Raw genomic sequence first — 21622 nt, forward strand, 5'->3', positions numbered from 1 at the left:
TATGATTCGAAAAATCTGTCTTTTATTTACGGCTCTTTCTTTCGGTATATCCGCAGCTCCCAAGTCCTACGGCTCCTTGGGTTCCGAAGTGGATTTTTTGGATTTCGGAAAAGTGACGGTGGCACCCTTTTCCTATTCTGTATCTTCTTCTTACGATGAAGAATACGGTGCATTTAATCTATTCGATTCTAATCCTAAATCCTATTGGTATTCTTCCGGAGAAAATAAACCTGAATGGATCATCGTGGATTTCGGTTCCAAAAGATTGATCAACTCCATCGAAGTATTAGTGCCTATGTTCCGAGGAAAAAGAGCCACGGATGAATACGAGATTCAAGTTCTTCATCAAGAAAACTGGAAAACCATTTTTAAAAATGATAAAGTGGATTTAGTGAATCAACATAATCTTCCTCCGATTGATGCATCGATTCTTAGATTATATTTTCCTAAAAAAGAAGAAAAGAGTATAGTGATCGGTGAATTTAAGATCCTGCTCAATGGGACAGTCCTAAATTCGGTATCCAATCGATTCACTGGATACCAATACCCAGTTCCAGATGGACTTCTTCCGGAAAAAGACTACCAACTTCCGGGCGCACCTAGGGAATATAGGAATGGGGTCCATAAAGGATTAGATATTTATTATAAACGAGAGAAGATCGGTCCGCCCAGACGATTGACCTTTTCTGATGTTTTGGTATCTCCTGCTGACGGAACGATAATCCGTGCGGATCTAGATTATTCTCCTATGACACTTTCCGAATTCCAAAAATATTCTACTTTAGCCCAGAAAAACGGGGTTACTTATGTGGAAAAAGATTTTGGAGGCAGGCAGGTTTGGATCGATCATGGGAACGGGGTTATGACCTCTTTCAACCATCTTTCTTCCATCAAGAAAGGGATTAAACTGGGTACAAAAGTAAAGGCCGGTGATGAGATCGGTAACGTGGGCAATTCGGGCCTAATGGGAGAAGCAAAAGGAAACGATGAAAACATCCATTTACATTTCGAGATCTGGGTGGACGGAGAATATCTAGGCGCCGGAGTTCCTACCAGCCAGATCCGAAAACTTCTACAGTTTTTCTTTTCTAAATCAAATTTGAATTGAGAGACAGAGACTCTGAGTTTTAAAGAGTCGCAGGGATTTTTCACACAGAGGCACAGAGCCGCGGAGATTCATTTGTAGGAGCTCCAACATGTGGAATCTCTGATCTTGTAGGAATTCCTACATCAAGTCCTTTGTGTTCTCAGTGAACTCTGTGCGAAATACTAAATTTACAGTATCCCTTTCGTTCTGAGATAAGATAAAATTTTCACTCCAAAAAACCAAGTGATCCATCCGCCTACAGCTGCAAATGTGTATAGGAAAGAGAATAGCAGGCCGTATTTGATTGTCCATTCTAGAGATATTTTACATTTTTTTAAAAAAGTAATAAATCCGCCTGAAACGGCACCGGTTTCCTTTAAAGTAAATTTGATCGTACAGAATTCGTTCTCCTGATCGAATTCGCCTAACTTTACTCCTAAGTCTTGTATCTTACCTTCTATCTCTAAAATTTCTTTTTCTAGAGAGATCAATTCTTCTATCTTACCATTTTTCCCCTTTAAACCCAAAAGCCCCGCTTTGGATTTTTCCAAGGAAATACGAGTGGCTGTGATATTTTTGTACTCGTTTGTTTTGTCCGTCTTATTTACAGAAATAGAATCTATAACGCCGATGGTTTGGATGGATTCCACCACGGAATCGAACTTGTCCGGATTCACGCCTATACCTAGCTGCAATGTCCTTTTGCCAGGAAGTCCTGATCTTTGTTCGTATTGGATAACACCTTTTACGTCTTCTACCATCTTTCGGGTTTTCTTTTCGTTTTCATCAAACTCGGAAGTTTTGGAAGAAACTGCTGCTACCTTCTCATACTTTTGAGAAGATGCAGAAATTGGAGCCTTGTCTTGGGGAGTATAAAACTTTTCAGAGGCGTAGTTTTTGCGTCCATAATCGAAATTGATAGAAGAACCTTGTTCTTGGTTTACAATATTTGTTTCCGGACCTACCGCATAACTGTATATGAGTCGAACTATAAATAGAAATAAAAAGATCCCCGCAAATACTAAAGAAAACTTTTTAACAAACTTAGAAACGCCGCTGAATTGTTCCATCGTAACCTACTTTCTAACTGAAGTGATTTATTGGACCCTTGTGGCTTCCGATCTGATCCTTTGTAATAGATCAGATTCCACAAGATTTCCGTTATGAAGGCATTTTTTATAATAAGAATTTCGGATATGAACCCTTTCCTCTTCCGTTAAAGCCCAATTTTGGACTTCTTTCCTCGTTCTAAACCCTAAATGAGAGAGCACTATCGCCACCGTTACCGAAATATTATAACTTTCAGTGAAACCGTACATCGGAAGTTTTAGAAATACGTCCGCTTCTCCCATAGCAAAAGAAGATAATCCTCTTTCTTCCGAGCCGAATAAGACGGCGCAGGGTTTATCTAATGGCAGAGTATCTAATTCGTAAGAATTTTCTAATGTATGAGGAGAAGTTGCTACGATCCTGTAACCCTTCTCTCTTAAACCGCTTATACAATGTCTAGTATTATCGAAATTCGGCTTTTGGTATTTATGGATCTGAATCCATTTTTGCGCGCCTAGAGAAATACCTTCATTCGGTTTATAGGAGTTTCGATTTTCTATTACATACATCTCGGTTAAGCCTAAACATTCAGAAGTTCTAACCGGAGCACTAGCATTATAAGGTTGGAATATATCTTCCATTACAATTGTTAAGTACTTTGTACGAAAAGAGGCTACTTCCTGGATCTTCGAAACCTTCTCCGATGATATAAGAGTTTTGAAATATTCCTCTAACTGGATAGCTTCTTCTAGATTTATAAAATTTGAATGTTCTTGTGAGAGTTTCATGTTCAAAATGTTTGATTTCCTAGACAAATTTTCAGCGAAAATTGTAAGCAGTCAAAATTCCACTAAACATATATAAAGCAAATATGTACAGTTAGTTTTATTTTTCGCTTCGATGTACCTTTCAAAAGAGATAATATAAAAAATCCGGATAAAATAAAAAAATTCTAAAGTTTTTTTAAAAAGGGATTGTACTTTGTTTCCGAAAATCTATTATGTCCCCTATCTTGTCGGTGGTGAAGGAAAATGCCCGAGCAATTACAAAAGATTCTGAATAATATCAAAGAGTTCTTCAATTCTTTAGATACGACAAAGAAACTGATTTTAGGTGGAGTGGCGATCACTGTGGTCGTTGCCTTAGGGCTTCTGACAACCGTTTCCTCTCAAAAGAACAAGACTATCTTGTTCCAAAACATGACTGCGAAGGATTTCGCAGAGGTTACTAAAAAATTGGACTCCATGGGCTATTCATATAGCACTGGGGACACCAGTATTGTGAGTGTGGATCCGGAGCAAAGGCAAGAAATTATCACAAAACTTGCCCAAGAGAACCTGATCCCTGCAGGCGTGCAAGGATGGGAACTCTTCAACGTGGAGAAATTCACTGAGACCCAATTCGACAAGGACATCAAAAAATATAGAGCCTTAAAAGGAGCCATCGAGCAATCCTTGATGACATTAAGACCTGTAGACAAAGCATTCGTGAACATCGCAATACCGGAAGATGAACTGTTTAACTCGAATGCTTCTCCAGTAAAAGCCTCAGTCATTTTACATTTTATCCCTGGAGTCGAAGGGATTTCCAAAAAAGAAGTTAAAGGTATCGTAAACTTGGTTTCCAGAGCGGTTCCTAAACTCAAACCGGAAAACGTAGTAGTCGCAGATGCAGACGGCAAGATCATCTCCGACTTCGAAGAAGATTTAGAAAAAGAAAGATTAGAACTCAGAGTTGTCCAAGAGAAATTAAGGATACAAGAAGAACAAAGGATCCAAAGATTAATCGACGTAAGAAACACTCTTCGTTGGTTTTTAGGCGGAGAAGACAGAGTAGATATCACTCGTTTTGAGTACATGTTAAACTGGGACAAGGAATCTTATAAAGATAACCAAGTTTCGCCAGTAATCGAAAGACCGGACGATCCGAATACTCCTTACTCTGAATTAAAAATCGTGGACGGTTATAGTTTAAAAGTTTCTTCCAAAGAAACCAGCGAACAATTCACAGGAAGAGGTTTCACTCCAGACGGACCTGCAGGAACAGAACCTAACCTTCCTCCTGGTTATAAAGACACCGACTATCAAAAAGCAGATTATAAGAAAACTGAGAATATCAATAACTTCGAATTTAACAGAAGAGTAAGCGAAGTCCAAAAACAACCTTGGAAGATCGAAAAAGTAAATCTCTCCGTGGTAGTTGACGGCCAGTGGACCAAAAAGGAAAACGCAGACGGAACTGGTTACGACAGAACTTATATCCCGGTTTCTGACGAAGACATCCGAACCGTTCGTAAAAACTTAGAAGCAGCAGTAGGTATAGACAAAGCGAGAGGAGACCAAATCTCCGTAATCAGCATCGCTAAAGACCGCTCTGCTCAATTCGCCGCAGAAGACGAAGAATTAAGAAAACAGAAAGCGATCCGCCAAATGGTAATCGCATCGTTAGTCATAGTATTATTCTTAATACTCACTATCCTCATCTACAGAGCGATCAAAAAAGAAATCGCAAGACGCCGCAGACTACGCGAAGAAGAACTCGCAGCAATGCAGCAGATGATGAGAGAAGCAGCTCTCCGAGTCATGGACGACGGAAGCGCAGAAGTCGAACTCTCTCTGGACGAAAAACTCAGAAGAGAACTTCTCGAAAACGCGATCAATCTCGCCAGGGAAAAACCGGAAGAAGTGGCACAACTTCTACGCACCTGGTTATCTGAAGAGGAAGCAACCTAATGAGTATCCTGTCCGGAAAAAGAAACCGGGCGGGACAGCTCCTCCGAATCCTGGGGGAGCATCTTCCCCCGGAAGTGTTTCGCCACCTTGGGCCCCAAGACACGTCCAAACTTTTAGAAAGTTTTCACAAGTCCGGCAAAATAGAAGCGAAACAAGAAAGAGAACTTTTAGGTTCCTTCTTAGAAGGACTTTCAACCGTCCCGAAAGAAGGGATCGATCGAGACACCTTGGCTTTGATCCAAGAACTCGAGACAATCTTAAAAGAGGATTTGAATACCGAGCCGGAATGGTCCGAGGAACTCAAATCTTATACAAAGGAAGAACTTTCCAAGATCGTAGCGGGAGAATCTGCAGACAGAATAGCACTCATATTCTGTTACGCGGATCCGGATACTTCTGCCAGAGTATTGGAAGAATTCCCGGAAGATACCCAGGAGGAGATCCTACTTTCTATCCGAAATTTGGACCTATCTTCTGCTGGACTTCTGGACTCTTTGGAGAGGTTTTTACGCTTCAAAAAAGAAGTCCTGAAATCTCCCGGGTCTGGAGTTCCTACCAAGGACAAGGGTGGCAAAAGGGCCGCAGAACTTTTGGGCAAATTAGACCCCCAAGATTCCCAGAAATTATTCTCCCGGATACGCGAAAAGAGCCAGTCATTTGCCGAAAATATAAATAAGCATTTCTTCCGAATGGAAGACCTGATGGATCTGAGCCGTGACGCTCTAAATAAGTTCATGTGGGAGATCCATCCAATCGTAACCGCAACCGCTTTTAAAGGCACAGAACCGGAAACGAAACAGGTCTTGCTGGAAAGGTTGGATCCAAGTCTCGCCTCCTCCATCCGATTGGAAGAAGATTCTATGGGACCGGTTTCCCTTGCTGAGATCGAAACGGCCCAGAATGGACTACTTGAAATTTTTAAGGAATCCGTAGAATCAGGAAGAATCAAGTTCCGGAGAAAGAACTAATATGGCGAAACTAGTCTTCAAACCTATCCAAATTTCGGACATGCAGGACCAGGTAGAGCTGCAGATCCCTGATAAATATAAAAAATTTCATAGGGACGAAGACGCCGAAGAGTTCGAAGTCGACCAAGAAGGAAATATTATAGAGCAATACCAAGGTCCTTCCATCGAAGAGATAGAGGCCGAGCTCAATCGTTATAAAGAAGAAACAGAAGAAAATATCAAAACAATGCTCGAGGACTCCCGCCGTAAGTCGGAGGAAATCGAGGAAGAAGGTCGTAAAAAAGCCTTCCAAATGATCCAGGATTCCAAAGAGAAGATCAAACTCGAAGAGGATTCAGGTAAGGCCAAAGCGGAACAGATCTTGGAAAGAGCCAAGATGGAAGCCGAAAGAATGATCAAAGAAGCCGAAATGAAAACGGCAGAGATCGAGCATGAAGCTTACCTAAAAGGATTCGAGGCAGGACGAGAAGTAGGTTTTAGAAAAGGACAGGGAGAAGTCCGACGCCTTATCGACCGTCTCGGAACCATCGTTGGTAAAGCGATCGATATCCGTGCAGAACTCATCCAAGCTTCCGAAAAACAGATGGTGGAAATGATCTTAATCATTGCTCGTAAGATCATAAAAGATGAGATCATCGAACGTAAGGAAATCGTACTCAATAATATTAGAGAAGCCCTGAAACGTATCAAGGACAGGGACCGTGTGGATATCCGAGTCAACTTTGCAGACTTGGAAATCACTACTGCTCACAAAGACGAACTTATCAAACTTATGGAGTCCCTTCGTAAGGTCAATATCTACGAAGACTCTCGCGTCGACAGAGGAGGAGTCATCATCGAAACAGATGTTGGTGCCATCGATGCAAGGATCTCCACTCAGCTCAAAGAAATCGAAGAAGCTATTCGAAATGCGGAGCCGATCTAATCCACCATTCACGTCCAAACTTAGTCTCCTACCCGGCCGCCCTTACAGGCGGTCGGGTCAGGGGGGTTTTCTTTCTTTTGGATTGGGATTCTGTAGTAACTTCGACAGACCTTCTAATATAACCCTATGTGACATAATTCCGTTATATTCTCATTATCACTTGACTCCGGGTAAAATCCCAGGGACAGTATCCGGTATCTAAGAGCTAAGATCATGATAGAGAAGAAGTTTCACGAAAAGGTAGACGTCATCTCCAAGTATTTCCTGATCTTGGATCGCACAGAAACCATCCGCAAATCCGGAAGAGTTGTTCGTGTTTCCGGGAACGTAATTTATTCGGAAGGACCTCCGGATTCCAAGATCGGAGAGATCATGGAAGTCCAAAAAGCAGGAACAGAAGGCTACCTGCAATGCGAGATTGTAGGTTTCGAAAATCATGTATATACACTAATGCCTTTAGGTCCTGTAGAAGGTGTATATCCTGATGCATTCGTATTTTCTTCAGGAAGAAGTTTGAATGTCCCTGTGGGAAGAGAACTTCTTGGCCGTGTCCTAAATGGTGTAGGACGTCCAATCGATAAAAAGGGACTTATTATCACTTCGGAAGAAAAATCTCCGGAAGGAGAAAGTATCAATCCGCTGGATCGACCTGTAATCCGGGACATTCTTCTTACTGGCGTAAGGGCGATCGATGGAATTTTAACCGTAGGTAGAGGACAAAGATTAGGGATCTTCTCCGGATCCGGTGTGGGAAAATCCAGCTTACTAGGTATGATCGCTAGATTCACGAACGCAGATGTAAACGTGATCGCACTCGTTGGAGAACGAGGCAGAGAAGTGAACGAATTTTTGGAAAGAGATCTTGGAAAAGAAGGTCTTGCAAAATCGGTGGTATTTGCCGCTACCTCGGACGCACCTAAAATGGAGCAGGTCAACTGCGCCCTACTCGCCACCTCCGTTGCGGAGTATTTCAGAGAACAAGGTCTTCATGTAAACTTAATGATGGACTCCTTGACCAGGTTCGCGCATGCAAACCGAGAGATCTCAGTTTCAAATCATGAACCGCCTATCACCAGAGGATTTAGTTCATCCGTTTTTACTAAATTAGCAAAACTTGTTGAACGTTCTGGAACTTCTAAATCAGGCGGAAGTATCACCGGGTTTTATACAATTTTAACTGACACAGATGAGATGGAAGATCCGATCGCAGATGCTGTCCGTGGTTATATCGACGGGCACATTATCCTTTCCCGTAAACTTGCGGAAAGAAACCATTATCCTGCAATTGATATCCCTGCTTCCCTATCCAGGGTAATGCAATCTATAGTCGAAGAAGACCAGTTCATGAGAGCCGGAATGATCCGTGAGCTTATTTCCACCTATAATTCTGTGGAAGAATTAATTCTTCTAAATGCTTACGTAAGGGGATCCGACCCAAAAGTGGATCTTTCCATTCGTAAAAAAGATAAGATAGATTCGTATCTAAAACAGAGACTTATGGAAAGAAGTCTTTTCCCACAAACAATTAGCGGTCTAAGAGATATTTTAAAAGAAGAAAGAGAAGAAGAGGAATTTTAATCTATGAAAAGATTCCAATTCAGACTCGAACCCGTACTCCGCTTAAAGAAGATCAAAGAGGACCAAAAACTTAAGGAACTTTCGGAATTGGTGGCAGAAGTCAACCAACGTAAATCCGAAATAGATTCCAATGAGACAAGGATACGCTCCTTATCTTCCACAGAACTTTCAGGAAGTACGGACCTACGAGAATATTCTTATTTGCAAACTTATATGAGACAACTTCTGACTCGAAATACTGAGTTAGAAACGGAGATCCGTTCCTTTGACGAACCTGTAGAGAAAAAAAGAACGGAAGTATCAGAGGCAAGAAAAGAGAAGAAGGTACTGGAACTTCTAAAAGAAAACCGTTTCAAGGAGTATATGCGCTCCTATAGAAAAGCGGAAAAAATCCAGGCAGAAGAGCAATTTTTAGCAGATCTTTATAGGAAGACTAGGGAGGAAACATATGGGGATGATAGATCTAAACGGGATCCGAAAGTATTTACCTATGATACGGGAGGCGTCGAGCGCACCGGTACAGAAGATGCGGGACTTTCTGAACTCAGAAAACTTTACGAGCGTTATAAAAAGTGACCTCCCCTTTTTAGAAGTACGTAAAACAGTAGAATCTTCCGATCCTTTAATCGGGAGCATGGCAAATCTTCAAGATAAGATTTCTCATTTGGAAAATAAGGCCGGAGAATTGGAAAAAAGAATTTCAGGATCCAGGCTGGACATTCGGGTATAAGAAGTGGCAAGTTTAACCGACAAAGCAAGAGCAGTATATTTAGTACTTCTGATCTTCTTCTTAGTGTTGATCGGATTTTTTGCGTTTCACTATTTTCAAATCATAGACGCTGCAGAAATTTTTCCTTTTTTAAGGACGGAGCCCGGTTTAGTAAATGCGGACTCTGAATCTCCTTCCGAGTTGGAAAAGTTGGAATTCCGTAAAGAAATGGAAAGACTCGCCAAAGATAGGGACGAGATCTCTCAAAAAGAAGACGAATTAAAAAAAGAAAAAGAACGTTTGGAAGCCGAATTGGAAAAGATTGAGGAACTCAAGAGAGGTCTCACTTCCAAGGAGAATGAGCTTAAATCTTCCGAATCCGAGAGAAACAGCAGAGGTAAATTGGTTAAGGTTATGGCGGAGAAGGTAGCAAATATGCCTCCGGACAATGCAGTACAAATGTTAACCAATTGGCCAGATAAAGACATCATAGATGTTTTCATCCAAATGGACAAGGACGCAGAACAGGATGGTAGACAAACAATCACTACCTATCTTCTTACCTTGTTCCCGGCAGAACGTAGGGCGAATATTACGAATAAATGGTTGTCCAGATCGGATGTGATCAAAGCTCCCGAATCCAATTCTGAATCAGAAGAACTTTAAAATTTTATGAAAAAGAAAACGATCCTCTTTTTTTCTATACTATTATTATGCACAGGTGCCATCTACTCTAAGAGCAAAAAAAATGCCGCTCCTGCAAAGCCTAAATATGTTTCCGGCGAAGAATTGGTCAATAACCCAGGCAAGGCAGTAGGAGAAACTGTCCGAGTTGCCGGGACAGTAACTCATGTACTCTATAAAGGAAATTCTATCAGGTTTGTGGTTCACTTCTCCGGAAAACCTGTAGTCCTAGATTCCGACGATTACGGCCTAATGAACCGTGTATCTGTAGGTTCCTACGTAGAAGTCTGCGGATTTTATCTAAAGAATAAAAAGCTGGAGCTGGACGGAAAGAGAACGGACATGCCTTCAATCGTTATAGAACAGACTTACTGTACGAACTAGCGATTCTTTAAAAATACTTCCGTTCTTTCTTTTGCGTTTTTTCTAATATTCGAGTAGAAAAAATGGAAATCTCCAGTATGTAGATTTCCATCCTTTCCTAAATTGGGAGTCCTAGTGATTTCGGGTTCATGTATCCATAAAACACCCGAATGACATTTAGCATCAGCGGCCCCAGGGATCAATTGATCAAAGCTTCTGTTCACACTTCCTAAATTTTCGGATTTAGCTGAATATTCCTCGTCGTGTTTCCAACTCAAAGGATTCACACAAACTGTATCCTTTCCATATCGATCCAATAATCTACCCGGAGAATTTCCCCAAATATAGGAATTCCAACCCACCACACATCCTGTTTCATTAGGACTGGAACAAACAGGCAAACCTGTTTCCTCTTGCTTAAATGGAAATCCGATTGAATAAGATACAATTAGGTTTTTCCTATATTCCGGATTAGAAGAGATCACTTCTTTGAGCAAACGGACAGAATGTCTAGTGCCTTGGCTGTGAGAAGCTATAATATAAGGCCTCCCATTATTCCAATGTTTCATATAATAAAGAAAGGAAGCCTTCACATCCTCGTAAGCCAAATCCAATGCGGCGAGTCCTTCCGGAGTATCTTTTACAAAAACATAAAATGCGGCTTGTCTATATCTTGGAGCAAACACTTTACAACACTCATTAAATGCGCTCGCTTGAGTTCGAAGAGGATGTTCATCAGTTCTTTGGTTTAAGCTCTCGTCCTTTAGGTCCCCATTCCAGTATTTAGGCCGAAGAAGTAATGTAGTCGGATGGATATAAAAAGTGTCCACCTTTGCAAGGGATTGATTTTCTTTTAAGCCGGAATTTTCAGGAACCAGATCCGCGTTATCTTTTTTATCTGGAAGTGCGGCCCAAAACTCGGACTTAGAATAATCAGGAACCGTTAAATTCTTACTCTCTTCAAAATCTTTTCTGGGTTTGATGAGAAACATACATTGGAAACTAAAAATAGAAAGTATAGAAACTAAAAGAAAATTGCGTAAGAATTTCATATTACCTAATCCTTGGTTTAAAATAAGAAAGTTCAGAACGGCTTAGGTTTCCGAATTTAGCGGAAATTTTTAAAATAATATCTCTTCCAAACGGGACAATGCAAGCTCCAGTTTATCATTCACGATGATATGATCGAACTCGTCCTTATGTGCCAGTTCTTCTTTTCCGTTCTTGATTCTTTTTTGGATACTTTCTTCCGAATCGGTTCCTCTACCGCGTAGTCTTTTTTCCCATTCTTCTTCATTGGGAGGAAGAATGAAAATTGTGATCGCTTCTTTTCCCAATTTTTGTTTTACCTGAGCGGCCCCTTGCACATCCAAATCCATGATCACTGACTTGCCCGCGGACATACATTGGTTTACGAATATTGCAGGAGTTCCGTAATAATTATCATGGACCTTGGCCCATTCTAAAAATTCTCCCTTCTCAATTCCGGATTCGAATTCTTCTTTGTTTAGAAAAAAATACGTTACACCTTCCTTGTCTCCCGGGCGCGGAGGCCTAGTCGTACAAGAAACTGAAAAAGCCAAATCTGGATGTTTGGCTCTTATCATTTGGATGAGTGTGGATTTGCCTCCTCCTGCTACGGAGGATAGAACGATGAGCTTGGGAGATTTCAGTCCTTTTCTTCCTCTTCTTCTGCAATGGAATTGTCCCTGCTTTCTATCCTTCTTGTGAGGGCTTCCACTCTTAAGTTGGAAAGGATCAAATGATTGGAGTCCGTGATTATGATGGACCTGGTTTTTTTTCCCTGGGTCGCGTCTACCAAACTGTTATTACTTTTGGCTTCGTTTCGGATTCTTTTTGCGGAAGCCGAATCCGAATGAATGATACCCACAATTTTGGAAACCATAACTATATTTCCAAAACCAACGTTCAAGACGCTAAATTGGGACATTAGGTCCTCCTATTTCTCTCCAACCTAAATCTTTCGATAATGTCCACCTCACCGGTGGCGAGATCCAAGGCTTCTGAGATTTCTTCATGGGAATAGCCTTTTTTCAAGAGGAAAACTACCTTCTCAATTTTACTCGCCCCGTCTCCCAGGTCTTTTAGCGCAGTTTCAGAAGAAATTTTTACCGAATCCGGTTTCTGAGGAACGTAACCTGTCATTTTCCTTTCGAGAATTTTTCCAAAATTCTCTTCCAAAGGAATTTTATTGTCCGTCCTTTTGGATTTAGAACTCGTTTTTTTAGGACCTAATTCAGGAGTATAATCCGACTCCGCTTTTAAAGAGCCGCCGCTAATATCTTCCGGAAATTCAATTTTGTTCTCTTCAAATGGATCCCCATCTAAAGAAATATCGAATGTAGAACTTGGATTATACATTGGCTGAGGAGTTCTTGTTGGAGAAATTTCGGACATCAATTCGTGGGAATCTTTCCAACCCATTACGTCTTTGATCTTCTTGCCGAAGTTTTTCAGAATTCCCAAAGTTCCCGAATCTTCTTCGACGGAAGAGACAGTTTCTTTTTTAAGATTTTTTCTTTCCGGATCCAAGAATGGTTTAGGATTTTCCGGAGAATAATTTTCTCTCAAATTCTGTTTATAGAGCCTACCTACACCTTCTCCCGCTTTTGCCGCAAGTTCTTGTTTCCTAGACTCCAAGGATTCAATCGGATTCGATTTTAATTCTTTTTGTTTTTCCCGAATTAAAGTCAGATATTCGTTCTTAAATTTTTCCTCATCTGAAATTTGAACTGTTTCCCTATGAGTAAGGATAGAAGGTTCTTCAGTTTCTAACTCTTCCTCTACGCTCTCGAATTCCAATATTGGTTCGGAAGAAATATTCTGTTTTTCTAATTTTGTCCCGTCGGTCGAAATTATTCTTTCTGGGAGAGATTCCAATTTTTGGAGGATGGATTTGTATTTATCCTCCAAGGAATCGGAACGTTGTACCAAAATTTTATAAGCTTGGATCTTGGAATTTAGAAGTTCTATCTGGCTTTCCGTTTCCGTTTGGATCTCGTCTACTAGAGTCCGGATCTCTTCGTTGATACGGCGGATCATATGAGAACGGATCCTCTTCGTCACTTGCGCGGATATACCTATGTACAAGCCTGCGGCTATGATAATATTTAAAAATAGGACCGTGAATAGTTCCATCGCGCGAGCTTCCTTTTCGAGGATTTCCAACAACATCCCTCGGAAAGCCGGTGCGAGTTTTTATTAAGCTATATAGTCCACTGTAGAACGAGTAGGCGTCCGAATTTCGGTTTTTCTACCGCTCTTATCATAGGAGAAAATTCTCTCCTTTCCACCCTCGGGTTTTGGCCCTTTAAAAGAACGGATTTCCTTTTCTATTTCTCCGATCCTTTGGGTGTATGAGTTACGAAGTCTTTCTCTATATTCCGGAGATAATGAAAAAGTTTCGGTGTACATCTGCACCGCATACTTTTTATCTATGGAATACTCTCGGACCGATTTTTCGTTCTGAGCGATCACGTTCGAAAGAGTATGTGGGTTCTCCACCATAGTCCTTCGGACCAGATCGTTCGCGGCGCCGTATCCGGAAAGAGGTTCGTTCAGCCTCATATCCTTTATTTTCCTCTAGATCTGTTTTTTCTCCAGTCTTTTTTATCCGGTTCAGGATCTTGGTACGGCAATTGTCGGATGACCCCATTCTCTTCCACGAAGGTCTTATGTTTGATTTCGTTGCGGGTCTTAAAGTCCGCACTTTTGATCTTAATGGTGACCCCTCCGAATAGGGTCTTTTCAACGCTGATCTTACCGTTTGCAGCTCTTTCTTCAATATAAGCCTTGAGGTTCTGGATCTCGTTTTCGTATTCCCTTACACGGACCTCCAGTTTTTCTGTAGCCTTACTGGTTTTGATCAGCTGTTGTTCATGGTCCTGGGTAAAAGAAGCAGGGTCATTTTCCTTTCTGGCCTTAAGTGTCTTAAGACTTTTAGAGATTTGTTCGAACTTGTCCTGGTTTTCGGCCAGTTTTTCTTCGTATTCAGAGATCTGTTTTAATACCTTAGGATCTGTTCCTACAATAAGTTCGGTAGCAGGGTTGGCAGAAGATCCGATAACCTTGGCTGCGATCGTATCGGAAGCACGGATCGTACCTCCTACAATCTGTCCCCTCTTACCGTTGGAGATTACTTTTCCACCGGCACTCACAAAACAATGTAGAATTCCCTCTTGGACCACCACGTCTTTTTCCGTGACGACAGTTGCATTCTGGATAAACTTTGCGATTACGTTTCCACCTGTGGATTCTATACGAGCCTCGTCTCTTCCGGACACCCCTTGGCGAATGATAATATCTCCATCGGCTTCCACATTTGCTTTTTGAACTGTACCGTAGATTTCAATATTTCCAGCTGCCTTAACCGAATAATTGTCCTCTACGTTTCCGGTGATGATCACCGAGCCTAAGAATGTAACATTACCTGTTTTGATACCGACATCTCCGTTGACTCTATAAACCGTTTCGACGGAGAGCCTACCGCTTGCATAGACAACTTGTCCGTTCACCTCTGCGGTAAGTTTGGTCCTGTCTTCGGAAAGGATCGTTCCTTTTCCTTGTTTGAGTTCCGTATCTAGTCCGTCTTTTGCAGGTAGAAGTTCGTTGAATAATGTGCGTCCGTATTTCCCTCTTTCTGCAGGGATTTTTTCGGCCAGAAGTTGTCCCACCACTACGTTCTCGATCAGATCCATGTCCTTGTAGTCCACTTTTCCGGATTCGTCTTCTCGGAAGACTACCTTCTTACTGATGCGAACATGATAGATGACCTGTGCGTTCTTTCCGTTTATAGGAGGATCTCCTTCTGCTGCTGTGAAAGGTTGGTTATAGAATTCGTCCTCCAACCTTTTTTGGATCTCTTCCTCTTTTACTCCGTATTTGATTCCGGCATTCTTGAGATAATTGACTACGTCTTTTACTTCTAGATCTCTTCCCGCAGGTTTTGGAGGGATGAAAGTGATCTTTGCTTTCATCTTATCAGGAGCAATATCCAATACCATTTTGCCCTCGGCTCCTTGCCTTGGTTTCATATTGGAAATATAGATAGGTTCTCCCTTGGTTTCTTTGACTATCTTACGGATCTGGTTATCATCTACCTCGTTGATTCCTCGGACAGAAAGCCTGCGAGAAACTTCTGAAAGTTCGATCGCTTTTCCTTCTCCAGAAGGTGGATAGATTGTGAGGTAAGTTCCATTCCTGAAAATTTGAACGACTGCTCTTCCGTCTCTGTCTTTAGGTTGTAAGAACTCCTTAAGATCTTTAGAGACTAGTTTGCCTGATCCGCCTGTTAATTTTTTATCCAGCTCGGAGAGTTCGTCTAAGAATGTATCTTCCGGTAGAATAGATGCTCTGATATGCCAAGGCTCAGAGCCGAAAAATTTTCTCTTTCCGCGTTTAATTACTATATAATCGAGTTCGTGTGATTTTCTTTTGAGATGAGCGGCTGCCAGCTGCAGACATTTTTCCAATGTAGGAGCTATAACTTCTACCTGCTCATTTTGGAGCTTGTCTAGTTCTTTGGTTTGGTCTTTTAGAAAGGATGTAAGACTCAAGAACCTTTGCCCCCGTTCAGTATATTATTTTTTACTAATAACCGATTTCACCTTTCCTAATTTACTACGAAGCCTTGCGACAGCTCTCGTATGAAGTTGGGAAATCCTAGATTCGGTTACTTCCAATACTTCTCCGATCTCTTTTAAGGTTAGATCTTCGTAATAATAAAGAACGATTACTTTTTTTTCTTTGTCCGGAAGGGTCTTGATCGCTTCCACGATCACGTTTTTAATCTCTTCTTTTTCGATGATTGTGTCCGGGTTCATATTCATCGGAGATTCTAATGTCTCCATGAAAGAAACCTCGTCGTTCTCATCACCAAGGAACCAAATATCATTTAAAGAGACGAGTGACGTGCCGCTGATCTTAGTAAGAAGTGAGTTAAATTCCTCGACGGAGATTCCCATTTCTTTTGCGATCGCCTCATCTTCTACATGAGCGCCTTCTTTGTTCTCGAGCATCCCGATAATTTGCTCCAACTGTTTCGCTTTTTGGCGAATGGAGCGAGGAATCCAGTCGATGGATCGAAGTTCATCGAAGATAGAACCTCTGATACGAGTCATCGCATAGGTTTTAAATTTGATCTGTCTATCCGGATCGAATTTTTCGATCGCATCTAAAAGACCAAACACACCGTAGGAAACTAGATCATCGAACTCAACGTTCTGAGGCATACCGATCGCGATACGACCAGCCACATGTTTGACTAGAGGAGAATATTTTTCTACAAGATAACTGCGAATATTCTGGTCTTTAGTTGCCCTATAGGACTTCCAAAGCTCGGTTTCATCCGTATTATTGTATTTTTCGAAAAGTTTGGACATAACAACGGAATAGAATGGTCCTCTGCTTAAGAGTGTCGTGGACCAAACCGATTTGCAATAGCATTTTTTGTCTCAAAAACGGGAAATCAAGCAGTTTTTTGTCTCATTGGGTTTCTGGGCAGATTTAGGCTAAAATCTCCAGACAAACTGCATGTTGGAGTTCCTACATTCCGGGAATTTGATACTCTTAGGATGAAATTCTCAAAGTCGGAATTCCGACAAATCAGGAATCCTGTCGGAAAGATTTTTACTATTTTTCCTGGTTGCCGTCGTCTTTCGCGAGCATGGTCCGGATCGCTTCCGCCATCAACTTAGGCTCATTTTTGATCGCAATATTTTCCACAATGATATGATCTCCGAATTTATCCGCTTTTTTACGCGGGATTCCGCTCGCAGCTGCCCGGATTTCGTCCGCGCTACTTGGAGAATCAAAATGAACGGTAGAAGTGTCCATATCCGCATGTTCCGAATGGGAATGGCGCCCCCCGCCTTCCAGACCGTCTTCGTCTCCGCCGACATAAGCTCCGGTGAAATTGCGCAGAAGGTCCAAAAACTCGGGGACCTTCATTTCTAAAATGGTATATACTCCGAATCCGAAAACGGCCATACCGACCGTGGACAAAAAGGTAATGAATGCAATATGGCCGAAGTAATTTCCGACCATGATTCCGCAGACCAGACTTATGATGAGCCCTAAAAGGGAAAAAAGTACGAGAAAACCGATCTGTAGGTTCACTCTTCCTCGCTCTGTTGTTTTTCTCTAACGTCCACGAAATTGAAGAATTTTTTGAAGAAGCCGGTGATTCCGGAATCATCTCCACCATCCATTTCTTGGTTTAGTAGAGAATATGTGATCCGATTCAAACAAGCTGCAGCTTTACTCTTAGGCGAATGGATAATATACGGCTTTTGTTCCCGGATACTTTTTTCGACCTCGTCGTCTTGGAAGATAAATCCTAAATTTTCGACTCGTACTTCTAAGAATTGGCCAGAAATATCGATCACACGATCGGCAACCTTCTTCCCTTCGATAGCGGAACGTACACGGTTCACTACCATCTTGAGATTTTTGTCCCTACTTTGGGAAACAATTGCTTTGATCAATCCGTAAGAATCTGTGATTGCAGTAGGCTCAGGTGTAGTAACTACGATCACATCGTCCGCAGGAAGTGTAAGCCCGATTACGTTAGAGCTGATTCCCGCTCCGGTATCTATGATCATATAATCATAGGAATCCAGATCAGCGAATCCTTTGATCAAATTATTTCTTTGGGTATCGTTCAGGTTCGCAAGTTGAGAATACCCGCTAGCACCCGCGATGATATCTACTCCTTCCGGAGCTTGGATGATAATGTCCTTTAAACTTTTATGTCCCTTGACTACGTGATATAAATTGTATTTAGGGATGATCCCTAAGATCACATTCACGTTAGCAAGTCCTAGATCTCCGTCGAATACAAGGACCTTCTGTCCCGCCTTAGCCATTGAAATGGCTAGGTTTACGGAGATAGTACTTTTACCGACCCCACCCTTTCCGGAAGCGATCGCTATAATCTTAGTCATAGGTTTGGTTGAAGACACGAGTTTCAAACTCGTATTACCCTCGGTAAGTTTCCGCAACTGAGTCGCTTGGTCCATCCTAACCTCTTTCTCTGGGACTTAGGTTTTCTACCGAAACCTTAGGCGGAGAATACTTCTCCACGGATCTCGATGATTTTTTCCGGATTTACTGCGCATTCAGCGAGTTGGTGTTTTTCCGCTGGGATCATATCGAAGGGAACTTCTTGGCCAACACTTAAATGGGTAAAACCCTTATTAAGTGTATCGGCTAGTTCCAGAAATCCACCCAAAAATTCCGCTTCGTCCAGTTTAGTTAATAAAATTCTACGGAATCCAAGGGGTTCGTAGGCTTTCATTACGGAGTGGGTGTGATGATACGAAGATGTGGCGGATAATACAAGGATATTTTCAACGTTGTCCCTTTCTCCGAATGCGGACAAGTATCCGTACATTTTGCTAAGCTGGTCCACATTACGATGGCTATAACCCGCAGTATCTATCAAGATCAGTTCCGATCCGTCTCTTGCTAGGGTCTCCTGAAAACGTTTCAGATCTTTTACTGCATAAAAAGGCATTTCCATGGTATCCGCGTAGCGTTTTAGCTGCTCGATTGCCGCGATCCTGTAGTTATCAGTCGTGTACAAGGACACTGTTTTCCCCATATGAAGATGGTACTTAGCGGCTAGTTTTGCGATACTTGTTGTCTTTCCGCTGCCGGTAGGTCCCACAAAGAAGACTACTTTTCTCTGTCCTCTTCTGGTTCCTTTAAAAATATCCGGCTCCACCTGCACTCTTTCAGAAAGAACTTCTACAATTTTTTCCTGAACTGCAACTGTACGGGAGCGATCCAAAGGAGAAAGTCTCTGTTCTGCTTGGGAAATAATTTCTTCCGAATATGCCTCGCTCATTCCTTCTCGAACAAGCTTATCCCTCATTTTAAGGATATTAGAATCTTGCTCTTTACGGACCGATCTGGAAAATTTTGGTTCGAATTCTTTCGAGAAAGAAAGTCCTAAATTTTCCTCCGATTCGATGGCTTCCGAAGTGACTTCTATCAGTTCCTTTGGCAAGGAGGAAACTCTAGGGCGAGAAGTTCTTTCTTCCCAGCTAGGCAATTCTTCCAGGCTTCTTCTTTTTTCGGAACCCAAAGTGGATTTCTGTTTTAATAGTTCTTTTAGGTCTTGGAGTTTTTTCTCCACCTTCTCTCTGGAACTTGCCTTTTCAGGGATACCAACTTGGATCTCCACGATCTTGCGAGCCATGAGTCCAGTTCCAAACACCCCTCCTTCGGTCAAAATTCTATGTTCGATGACATGGGCTTCAGGGCCATACTTCATCTTCATCTGCATTAGGCAATCCTGTAGATCCTTGCCCCTAATCTTTGCGAAATCCATGCTATCCTCCTATTTTTCGATTAAAATATTACGTTTTTTTAAACCACTTCTGCGGGTTCGGCCGCCTGGGCCTGTGCTATTCTTAGTTCACCGGCGATTACCGTAGGAACGGAAGAATGTACTTCTTCTAATGCAAGAACCGCAAAATTCCTAGGTGGGAATTCCTTCGCTAAGAAATAGGCGAAAGGCATTCTTACTTCTCTATTCACCACATAGATCGGGAACCCCCTTCCTTCTTGGACCCTACGATTCATATCTGCGACGGATTCTAAAAGTCTTCTTTGGAAATCCGGAGGAAGTACCAAAATATCCCTTCCTTCCAAACGATCTTGTGCGAGAGACTTGTTCAATCTGTCGAGCACTCGACCTTCTACCACAATGACCTGAAGTTTTCCATCCACCATATAATCTTTTACGATCGTATTGGAAATTGCCTGTCTTACGAATTCCGTAAGAACATAAGGATTCGGATATTTGCTCATCTTGTTTGCGACAGTTTCCAAAATTGGGACCAGGTTGCGAATTCCCAGACCCTCTCTGAGAAGATTTTGAAGAACCTGTTGTAACATTCCCAAATTTCCAGGCTTGTCCGCTTCCAATTCTTGGATAAGTGTTGGATATTGAGATCTGTAATGATCCAGAAGTTTTTTGACTTCTTCTCTTCCGAGTAAACTGGAAGCGTGAGTCGCAAGTAATTCTCTTAGATATGTGATGATAACTGTGGAAGAATCCACCACGATAAATCCTTTGGACTCCGCGTCTCCTTTGGAATCTGCGGAGATCCATTTTGCGGTTCTTCCGTAAGCAGGCTCTAGGAAAGATTCTCCTTCGATAGAAGAAAGATCCTGGCTTTCTGCGGAAGGCATTGCCATGAGTTTTTCAGGACGGATTGTGCTGGAACCGACTTCCACTCCATTGATCTTAATTGTGAATTGATCCGGAGGTATTTCTAAATTATCTAATATACGAATCGGAGGAATGACGATCCCACTTTCACGCGCAAACTTTCCTCTTAAATTGGAAATTTGGTCCATCAATGTTCCACCTTGAGAAGCATCCACCAATGGTACCAGATGATATCCGAATTCGATCTCGATAGGCTCGATCCTAAGTTCGTCGTAATAGTCCCGAGGTTTGCGATCTCCAACCGCTTCTTTTTCCTTCTTCTCCAAAACCTCGAGCTGTTCTTGTACAGTTCTTTCAAGAGAATATGCAAGATATGCAAGTCCGCCAGAAAGAAGTACCATCGGAATAAAAGGTAAACCGGGAATAAATGCGCCAAGCCCCATGGAGGCCGCGACCACATACAAAACCTTGGAGTTTGCGAATAGCTGGGTCTTAAATTGTTTTGCCAGATCACTTTCCGATCCGGAGCGAGTAACGATTATACCTGTAGCAACAGTAGTAAGAAGTGCCGGGATCTGAGAAACAAGTCCGTCACCTATGGTGAACTTTCCGTAGGTTTCGATCGCAGATATAAAGGATTCTCCCCGAATACTTGCACCGATGATAACACCACCGATCAAATTGATTGCAGTAATAATAAGTCCTGCTCTCACGTCCCCTTGAACGAATTTACTCGCTCCATCCATGGAACCGTAAAAGTCCACTTCGGCTTCTATCTTCTTTCTTCTGCTTCTTGCTTCCGCTTCATTTATATTTCCTGTGGAAAGTTCCATATCGATTGCCATCTGTTTACCAGGCAATGCATCCAATGTGAACCTTGCTGCCACTTCGGAGATACGGGTCGCACCTTTAGTGATCACGAGTACTTGAACGATCACTAAAATTAAGAAGATGATAAATCCGACTACATACTTACTTAAACCGGATTCACTTCCTACGATGAAGGAACCAAACGCATCAATGATCGCACTGTTTACCGCAGGACCTTTAGATAAAATTTGTCTCGTAGTAGAAACGTTCAGTGCCAATCGATAGATCGTTGTGATGAGTAATAAGCTTGGAAAAATGGAAAACTCGGACGGTTCCTTGATAGACAAAGAAGTCAGAACAATCAGCAAACTTAAGGCCAAGCTGAACAAAATCAGAATGTCTAAAATAAATCCTGGTAGAGGAACGACTAACATTCCGACGACCGCAACTGCTCCCGCACCCAGGATGAAGTCGGATTGTGTATACCATTTCTTATCCATAATATTCTCCTAGGT

21 protein-coding genes are annotated in these 21622 nt (G+C 42.0%); 8 read left to right on the forward strand and 13 right to left on the reverse strand.

The annotated features are described in order from the left end of the window. The first annotated feature begins 1 nt into the window (after position 1). Positions 2 to 1108 (forward strand): M23 family metallopeptidase, encoded by a 1107-nt coding sequence (locus CH365_RS15540; RefSeq protein WP_100769475.1) that lies wholly within the window; start codon positions 2 to 4, stop codon positions 1106 to 1108. A gap of 167 nt (positions 1109 to 1275) precedes the next feature. Here the strand turns inward: CH365_RS15540 and CH365_RS15545 are convergent, their stop codons facing one another. Both CH365_RS15545 and CH365_RS15550 read right to left on the reverse strand, forming a co-directional pair. Then, on the reverse strand, positions 1276 to 2157 hold the full coding sequence (locus CH365_RS15545; protein WP_100769476.1) for a DUF4349 domain-containing protein: 882 nt from the start codon (positions 2155 to 2157) through the stop codon (positions 1276 to 1278). 27 nt (positions 2158 to 2184) lie between these two features. Then, the gene (locus CH365_RS15550) at positions 2185 to 2925 is read right to left on the reverse strand and encodes a TrmH family RNA methyltransferase (protein ID WP_100769477.1); all 741 of its coding nucleotides are present in this window, start codon (positions 2923 to 2925) and stop codon (positions 2185 to 2187) included. Positions 2926 to 3168: 243 nt separating this feature from the next. Here CH365_RS15550 and fliF point away from each other — a divergent pair, with 243 nt between their 5' ends. From fliF to CH365_RS15585, 7 genes are all read left to right on the forward strand, one after another. Continuing rightward, positions 3169 to 4869 carry a flagellar basal-body MS-ring/collar protein FliF gene (fliF, locus tag CH365_RS15555; protein WP_100709587.1) on the forward strand — a complete coding sequence of 567 codons (1701 nt, stop codon included), beginning with the start codon at positions 3169 to 3171 and terminating at the stop codon, positions 4867 to 4869. After that, the gene (locus CH365_RS15560; protein ID WP_100769478.1) at positions 4869 to 5837 is read left to right on the forward strand and encodes a FliG C-terminal domain-containing protein; all 969 of its coding nucleotides are present in this window, start codon (positions 4869 to 4871) and stop codon (positions 5835 to 5837) included. Before fliF ends, CH365_RS15560 begins: the two co-directional genes overlap by 1 nt. 1 nt (position 5838) lies before the next feature. After that, positions 5839 to 6762, forward strand: a complete 924-nt coding sequence (gene fliH, locus CH365_RS15565; protein WP_100769479.1) for a flagellar assembly protein FliH — start codon at positions 5839 to 5841, stop codon at positions 6760 to 6762. A 213-nt stretch (positions 6763 to 6975) separates the two neighbouring features. Next, positions 6976 to 8340 (forward strand): FliI/YscN family ATPase, encoded by a 1365-nt coding sequence (locus tag CH365_RS15570; protein WP_100769480.1) that lies wholly within the window; start codon positions 6976 to 6978, stop codon positions 8338 to 8340. Positions 8341 to 8343: 3 nt separating this feature from the next. Next, entirely contained in the window at positions 8344 to 8916 is a 573-nt protein-coding gene (gene fliJ / locus CH365_RS15575; protein ID WP_100769481.1) for a flagellar export protein FliJ, read from the forward strand. A 157-nt stretch (positions 8917 to 9073) separates the two neighbouring features. After that, complete coding sequence (locus CH365_RS15580) at positions 9074 to 9715, forward strand: periplasmic-type flagellar collar protein FlbB (protein ID WP_100707131.1); 642 nt, start codon at positions 9074 to 9076, stop codon at positions 9713 to 9715. A 6-nt stretch (positions 9716 to 9721) separates the two neighbouring features. After that, on the forward strand, positions 9722 to 10117 hold the full coding sequence (locus tag CH365_RS15585; RefSeq protein ID WP_100769482.1) for a TOBE domain-containing protein: 396 nt from the start codon (positions 9722 to 9724) through the stop codon (positions 10115 to 10117). Here CH365_RS15585 and CH365_RS15590 read toward each other — a convergent pair. From CH365_RS15590 to CH365_RS15640, 11 genes are all read right to left on the reverse strand, one after another. Beyond that, positions 10114 to 11148 carry a DUF3089 domain-containing protein gene (locus tag CH365_RS15590; RefSeq protein WP_100769483.1) on the reverse strand — a complete coding sequence of 345 codons (1035 nt, stop codon included), beginning with the start codon at positions 11146 to 11148 and terminating at the stop codon, positions 10114 to 10116. The two genes, CH365_RS15585 and CH365_RS15590, sit on opposite strands and share 4 nt — an antisense overlap. A 69-nt stretch (positions 11149 to 11217) precedes the next feature. Further along, positions 11218 to 11751, reverse strand: a complete 534-nt coding sequence (gmk, locus tag CH365_RS15595) for a guanylate kinase (protein ID WP_100769484.1) — start codon at positions 11749 to 11751, stop codon at positions 11218 to 11220. 14 nt (positions 11752 to 11765) lie between these two features. Further along, positions 11766 to 12047: a DUF370 domain-containing protein gene (locus tag CH365_RS15600; protein WP_008597280.1), complete on the reverse strand. Its 282-nt coding sequence runs from the start codon at positions 12045 to 12047 to the stop codon at positions 11766 to 11768. Then, positions 12047 to 13255 (reverse strand): hypothetical protein, encoded by a 1209-nt coding sequence (locus CH365_RS15605; protein ID WP_100769523.1) that lies wholly within the window; start codon positions 13253 to 13255, stop codon positions 12047 to 12049. Before CH365_RS15605 ends, CH365_RS15600 begins: the two co-directional genes overlap by 1 nt. 63 nt (positions 13256 to 13318) lie before the next feature. Continuing rightward, positions 13319 to 13684: a hypothetical protein gene (locus tag CH365_RS15610; RefSeq protein WP_100723639.1), complete on the reverse strand. Its 366-nt coding sequence runs from the start codon at positions 13682 to 13684 to the stop codon at positions 13319 to 13321. Between the two features lie 5 nt (positions 13685 to 13689). After that, positions 13690 to 15672 carry a FapA family protein gene (locus CH365_RS15615; RefSeq protein WP_100769485.1) on the reverse strand — a complete coding sequence of 661 codons (1983 nt, stop codon included), beginning with the start codon at positions 15670 to 15672 and terminating at the stop codon, positions 13690 to 13692. Positions 15673 to 15696: 24 nt separating this feature from the next. Next, on the reverse strand, positions 15697 to 16497 hold the full coding sequence (gene whiG / locus CH365_RS15620; RefSeq protein ID WP_086446535.1) for an RNA polymerase sigma factor WhiG: 801 nt from the start codon (positions 16495 to 16497) through the stop codon (positions 15697 to 15699). Positions 16498 to 16747: 250 nt separating this feature from the next. Beyond that, positions 16748 to 17233, reverse strand: a complete 486-nt coding sequence (locus CH365_RS15625; protein WP_100769486.1) for a hypothetical protein — start codon at positions 17231 to 17233, stop codon at positions 16748 to 16750. Further along, positions 17230 to 18135, reverse strand: a complete 906-nt coding sequence (locus CH365_RS15630) for a MinD/ParA family protein (protein WP_020770813.1) — start codon at positions 18133 to 18135, stop codon at positions 17230 to 17232. Before CH365_RS15630 ends, CH365_RS15625 begins: the two co-directional genes overlap by 4 nt. A 41-nt stretch (positions 18136 to 18176) precedes the next feature. Beyond that, positions 18177 to 19451, reverse strand: coding sequence for a flagellar biosynthesis GTPase FlhF (gene flhF, locus CH365_RS15635; RefSeq protein WP_100769487.1), 1275 nt, complete (start codon positions 19449 to 19451; stop codon positions 18177 to 18179). 38 nt (positions 19452 to 19489) lie between these two features. Next, complete coding sequence (locus CH365_RS15640) at positions 19490 to 21607, reverse strand: flagellar biosynthesis protein FlhA (protein ID WP_100769488.1); 2118 nt, start codon at positions 21605 to 21607, stop codon at positions 19490 to 19492. Positions 21608 to 21622 lie beyond the last annotated feature (15 nt).

This window comes from Leptospira neocaledonica (assembly GCF_002812205.1).
Classification (GTDB): domain Bacteria; phylum Spirochaetota; class Leptospiria; order Leptospirales; family Leptospiraceae; genus Leptospira_B; species Leptospira_B neocaledonica.

Excerpts from the sequence above, each read along its gene's own strand:
- CH365_RS15540 (WP_100769475.1), top strand. The coding sequence starts at position 2 with ATGATTCGAAAAATCTGTCTTTTATTTACGGCTCTTTCTTTCGGTATA.
- CH365_RS15545 (WP_100769476.1), bottom strand. The coding sequence starts at position 2,157 with ATGGAACAATTCAGCGGCGTTTCTAAGTTTGTTAAAAAGTTTTCTTTA.
- CH365_RS15550 (WP_100769477.1), bottom strand. The coding sequence starts at position 2,925 with ATGAAACTCTCACAAGAACATTCAAATTTTATAAATCTAGAAGAAGCT.
- fliF (WP_100709587.1), top strand. The coding sequence starts at position 3,169 with ATGCCCGAGCAATTACAAAAGATTCTGAATAATATCAAAGAGTTCTTC.
- CH365_RS15560 (WP_100769478.1), top strand. The coding sequence starts at position 4,869 with ATGAGTATCCTGTCCGGAAAAAGAAACCGGGCGGGACAGCTCCTCCGA.
- fliH (WP_100769479.1), top strand. The coding sequence starts at position 5,839 with ATGGCGAAACTAGTCTTCAAACCTATCCAAATTTCGGACATGCAGGAC.
- CH365_RS15570 (WP_100769480.1), top strand. The coding sequence starts at position 6,976 with ATGATAGAGAAGAAGTTTCACGAAAAGGTAGACGTCATCTCCAAGTAT.
- fliJ (WP_100769481.1), top strand. The coding sequence starts at position 8,344 with ATGAAAAGATTCCAATTCAGACTCGAACCCGTACTCCGCTTAAAGAAG.
- CH365_RS15585 (WP_100769482.1), top strand. The coding sequence starts at position 9,722 with ATGAAAAAGAAAACGATCCTCTTTTTTTCTATACTATTATTATGCACA.
- CH365_RS15590 (WP_100769483.1), bottom strand. The coding sequence starts at position 11,148 with ATGAAATTCTTACGCAATTTTCTTTTAGTTTCTATACTTTCTATTTTT.
- CH365_RS15600 (WP_008597280.1), bottom strand. The coding sequence starts at position 12,047 with ATGTCCCAATTTAGCGTCTTGAACGTTGGTTTTGGAAATATAGTTATG.
- CH365_RS15605 (WP_100769523.1), bottom strand. The coding sequence starts at position 13,255 with ATGGAACTATTCACGGTCCTATTTTTAAATATTATCATAGCCGCAGGC.
- CH365_RS15610 (WP_100723639.1), bottom strand. The coding sequence starts at position 13,684 with ATGAGGCTGAACGAACCTCTTTCCGGATACGGCGCCGCGAACGATCTG.
- whiG (WP_086446535.1), bottom strand. The coding sequence starts at position 16,497 with ATGTCCAAACTTTTCGAAAAATACAATAATACGGATGAAACCGAGCTT.
- CH365_RS15630 (WP_020770813.1), bottom strand. The coding sequence starts at position 18,135 with ATGGACCAAGCGACTCAGTTGCGGAAACTTACCGAGGGTAATACGAGT.
- flhF (WP_100769487.1), bottom strand. The coding sequence starts at position 19,451 with ATGGATTTCGCAAAGATTAGGGGCAAGGATCTACAGGATTGCCTAATG.
- CH365_RS15640 (WP_100769488.1), bottom strand. The coding sequence starts at position 21,607 with ATGGATAAGAAATGGTATACACAATCCGACTTCATCCTGGGTGCGGGA.